Origin of the sequence: Wolbachia endosymbiont of Drosophila bicornuta (assembly GCF_028982105.1) — a bacterium.
GTDB lineage: Bacteria > Pseudomonadota > Alphaproteobacteria > Rickettsiales > Anaplasmataceae > Wolbachia > Wolbachia pipientis.
The window spans coordinates 1-4,881 of the sequence record NZ_JAPQLF010000093.1 but is presented as its reverse complement, the minus strand read 5'-3'; the positions used below and the strand labels follow the sequence as shown (position 1 = coordinate 4,881).

At 33.5% G+C, this 4,881-nt stretch carries 2 protein-coding genes and 1 pseudogene; all 3 read right to left on the bottom strand.

Annotated elements, in window-relative coordinates; genetic code table 11:
* Positions 1–61: 61 nt before the first annotated feature.
* The 3 genes and pseudogenes from OZD68_RS06590 to dnaG all read right to left on the bottom strand — a co-directional run bounded on the left by OZD68_RS06590 (position 62) and on the right by dnaG (position 4,476).
* A pseudogene (locus OZD68_RS06590) lies at positions 62–1,206 on the bottom strand (efflux RND transporter periplasmic adaptor subunit).
* A 201-nt stretch (positions 1,207–1,407) separates the two neighbouring features.
* The gene (locus tag OZD68_RS02825; protein WP_182309257.1) at positions 1,408–2,490 is read right to left on the bottom strand and encodes a Fic family protein; all 1,083 of its coding nucleotides are present in this window, start codon (positions 2,488–2,490) and stop codon (positions 1,408–1,410) included.
* Positions 2,491–2,727: 237 nt separating this feature from the next.
* A complete protein-coding gene (gene dnaG / locus OZD68_RS02820; protein ID WP_182309258.1) occupies positions 2,728–4,476 on the bottom strand; it encodes a DNA primase in 1,749 nt (582 codons plus the stop codon).
* Positions 4,477–4,881 lie beyond the last annotated feature (405 nt).

The window sequence follows — 4,881 nt, the reverse complement described above, 5'->3', positions numbered from 1 at the left end:
CTACTGCTCTACCATAGCCATAAGCACATATCTTATCCTATTCGGACTATTGCGAGAAGTGCTATAACTTTATGGGTTTACCTTCGTTATTTGCTACTATCCAAACCCCATCGCTCTCATGATCAACAATTTCTATTGGTGCAAATACTACATAATTATTATCATCAACAATCTTTATTCCAAGAGCACCTTCGTCACTTAAGCTCAGGGCTGAAGAAGGAACTTTATATGCAAATCTTTCGCCTGAAGGTAGCCTTACGTTGGCAGTTAGTCCATGCAAGGATATCATTTTATTATTAGCTACCTTTACTTCTACCCTATAAGACCCAGTTTTAGGCTCAGCAATTTTACTAATAAAACTTACTTCACCTGCCAATTCTTTTCCGTCCAGCAAATTAATTTGAGCTGTGCTGCCTAGCTCTATTTTATTTACTTCATTTTCCGAAACGTATAACACTACAAGAATTTGATCGAAATTAACCACGTCAGCTATTTTTTGCCCAGCATTAACAAAATCCCCTTCGTTTGCATTGATTTTATCAATATATAGCACTTCTCGCAATAGTCCGAATAGGATAAGATATGTGCTTATGGCTATGGTAGAGCAGTAGCATATTATGATCTGTTCGGATTATTGTAAAAAGAGCTATAACCATCTATAGGAGATGTGACTGCAGTATTTTCTAAATCCAATTCTAGCCTTTTTAGGTCAGCTTTTGCACTGTGTAACGCAGTAAAAGCTGCTTCTACTTGTATTTGTGCCCCATAGCCTTTTTTATTCAGTTTGTGAGAGGAATCATACTCAATTTCACGCTGCTTTAATAAAGCTTTGGCTTTCTGAGCTTGCTCAATCCTGTCATAATCTTCTATCTTTAACACTACATCATCTCTTTTTACCTTTTCACCATCAGGTAAATAAATAGCAATAATCTTACCACTTATTTTTGAGACAAGGCTAGCTCTATGTAAGGGATTTACTGTACCAGAAAAATTTAAATATATAGTGCGGTTTTGCGGCGCACGTTCTTGAGTTTTTACTGAAAAGCTACTAGTTGCATTATCGCTATGAACCGCCTAATCTTTTTTTAAAAATGCACTGCTGATAAAAAACAGTAGAATAAAAGCAATACTGGAAATGATGATTACTTTATTTCTCATCTTTAAACAATAGAATTTGTTGACCAATCTTGTTAGAAACAACTGCATAAATTTTCGAATCAGAAATGTAAGTATAATACATGTACCATTGTCACTCCATAAATAGTTTTATATGAGAACAAACACAAGATTTTCCTATAATAAGTAAGTTTTTTATTGCTAAAATGCAATTTTTAATCGAATAAAATTGCAAACAAAGTTGTGCATAAGACTGGATTTAAAAAAATCTCGAAAAACATACTAAAACTTTTAAATAATAACTTTATATCTAGTGGCTTTGCCTTCTCCAAGACGCTGTAAGTATTTCATCCCTAGCAGTTTCTTTGTAATTGCCTCTACTGTTCTTGGAGGAAATCCTAGAGCTTCTATAGCATCTTTTCTACTAAATTCTTTATCTGCAAGGCTAAGTGCCCACTCCCAGAAGAATAATTGTTTTCTTGATAATAAATATTCAGTATTCTCCCTCTCAAGAATATAATGCGCCTCATTTGCTTGCGTTTTGAGCACATTAAGAAAAAATATTAACCATGGGGAAATATCTTCTTTGCCACTTTTCCAGCTACTTTGTGTTTTATTAAGCGCTAAATAGTAATCAAGTTTGTTAGTTTCAATTATCTTTTCATGTGATACAATAGATACAAAATCATAACCCTGCTGCAACAGCATTAAATTAGTTATCAATCTACTAGTTCTGCCATTTCCATCTTGAAAAGGGTGTATTGCCAAATACTCAAAAACAAAGTTAGCAACAATAATAAGAGGATGCTTAAATTTATTATTTAAGGACCAGTGATACCAATCAATAAGCTCTTGTACTTCCTTTCTAACAAGGTAAGGTGGTGTGGGATCAAAAATTATACCAACAACTTTTCCATTCTGATCTTTTGCCTCAACTCTATTAGAACTTGCTTTGTATTTTCCTCTATGATACAAATCTTTTTCACTATAAAGTAGCATCTGGTTGTTAATGTGCAATATTGATGACTCACTAATTGGAATATCCGTATAATCATGAAATATTAGTTTAAGCATTTCTAAGTAGCCAGCAATTTCTTGCTCATCTCTATTTTTAAATTTTTTGACACGTAGGTTTTTATATAGATCCTCAACTTCTTTATCGGTTAGACGATTTCCTTCAATACGGTTAGAAGCGCCAGAAGATGTAACAATAACTGAATGAGTTAATCTTTCAACTGTTTGTGGTAGTAGTTTTTTCGTTATCTGCCAGCTATTTTTAACACTATCAACTGCAGTAATTAACTTGTACACTTGCTCAATTACAGGTCCTTCTAGGTTGAGACGCGTACTAAGACGAAAATTCTTCCAGTTCATATTCTTCTCACATGCATATTATGTGAGATAATGTGAGATAATGTGATAAAAGTCAATAGTAAACTTTATATGCACAGCAGAGCTAACTACAAAAATTATACATTTTCAAGTGATCCTAACCATATCAAAAACTACAGGGCAAAGCTGTTAGAGGAAGGCTTAATTAGTTAAAAATTTCAATCTTATGTAAAATATTGTCTTATTTTGTAATTTTCTTGTTGACTAACGAGACGATATCTACTTTTCAATAAACTCCATTTGCATTTCTTGTATACTGCTTTCTATTTGCTTTATTTGTTCTATCAACCTTTCCTCTAAGTCAAGATTACCGCTCAGCCTCGCTTCGGTTCTTTCTTTTCGTAATGCATTTAACTCTTTTAGTAACACTATATTATTCCACACAATTTCTGCAGATTTTCTCTCGTTCAGTTGGCTATTTAGTACACTAGTTTTTTCAAATACATACTTTATAACGTTAAACTGTTTCAATTCTTGTAACAAAGCCTCTTTATCGAGTTTGCTTTTGTTACTTATTACATCAATTATACGCTGTTGTAACCTTTTCATCTCATTAGTAAATTCAAAATGAGAAAATTGCTCAAAAAATATAGGACGGTTCAAGATTTCAGGAAATTCTACGGCTATACGCAAAATTACGGCCTGATTTTGCTCTGCTTCAATTAGCTCTGGAGATTTGTTATGAAGATACTCACCTTTTGTTGCTCTAGTTTTACTATTAAAAATCTGTTTTTTGAAGCTACTTCTTAGTTCACTAGCCTTATTGTAAAAATAATCTCTGTAATACCTTCTAATACTGCTGTTGCTAATAGTATTTACATATTCCATGAACTTGTGCTCAAGAATTGAATATTTTTCCGGAGCAAGTTTTTCATAATTTTGCAAATTGCTATCGATTATGTGATGCCATAAATATTCAGAATGAAGTTTTGTTGAGTGATCAAGCGCAATCAATACGTCCTCTTTCTTGTATTCCAGTTCGTTACATATATCGTATGGATCTTTATTACTCGGCAAAGTCACAAATTTTAACGTGTATCCAGGCTCTAATATTGGCAGAGCAAGTTCTGCAACTCGAGTAGCAGCATGACGTCCAGCACTATCGCCATCCATACAGATGGAGATTTCTTTAGCAAATCTCCATAGATTTTTTATCTGCTCTGCAGAAATTGCGGTACCAAGCGGAGCAACTGCATTACTAATTCCTGCTTGATGTAGCGCTATAGCGTCCATATATCCTTCAACAACGAGTATGTGCTGTTTTTTACGTATTTCGCTTAAAGCAAAGTTTAATCCGTATAAATTCTCCCTCTTCTTGAAGAGCTGACTCTCTGGACTGTTTAAATATTTCGGCTGTTGCTCAGAACTTAGCGCACGTCCGCCAAAACCAATAACTCTCCCTGCAATGCTCTGTATAGGAAATATCAGCCGGTCATAAAAATAATCATGAAAATTTTTGTTTACTAATCCAATATCAATTAAAATTTTGTCTTCAATACCTGAAGAGTTTAAATACTCTTTCAAACCAGAGCTTGGTGCATAACCTATCTTAAATTTATCTATGATTTTAGGTGAAATCTGACGCTGCTTTAAATAATCTACAACACTTTGATTTTTTTGTGCAAACCAATTTGCAGCTAAATCAAGCGCTAAAAATAGTTTATTGTCCTCTTTTGTAATACTAAGACTTTTGGGCAGTTCAACACCTGTAACCGATGCTAATCTTTCCAATGCTTCTTTAAAGCTTAATCCTTCAGTTTGTGAAATAAATTCAAATACGTCACCACTAGCTAAGCAACCAAAACAGTAATACAATCCTTTAGTATTACTTACCGAAAAAGATGGGGTCTTTTCGTTATGAAATGGACAGAGCCCAACAAAACTATCTCCTCTTTTTATTAATCTGACTTTTTTACCTACTAGGTCGGATAATAATAATTTTGATTTTATAATATCTATATGACCCATCTTGTTAAATTAGTAGTAGGATAAAAATTATATAGAATTTATACACATCTGACTCGAAATTTATTTCTATAACTAAAGCAATTTAGATTTACCGACAATGTAGCTATACAAATTCAAGAGCAATCCTGTCATCCAGGTAGCCCACAGAAACAAAAAACTTCCTTGACAAACCTCGCCAGCGCCCTTATCATGAAACTGAAGCTATTTATTTATCTTCTCTGTACAGATTAAATGACAAAAAAACTCAACGTATCTGGCGTCTCATGTTTAATTTTTTGCACTATGTGCACCTTATGTCTTTATCAAATTTCCGGGTTTTGACCTACACAAGCTGAAATACGCTTATAAAGCATTTAAAACATTAAAAAACGCCAACTTAAAAAATGGATAGTGAATAACTAGCTA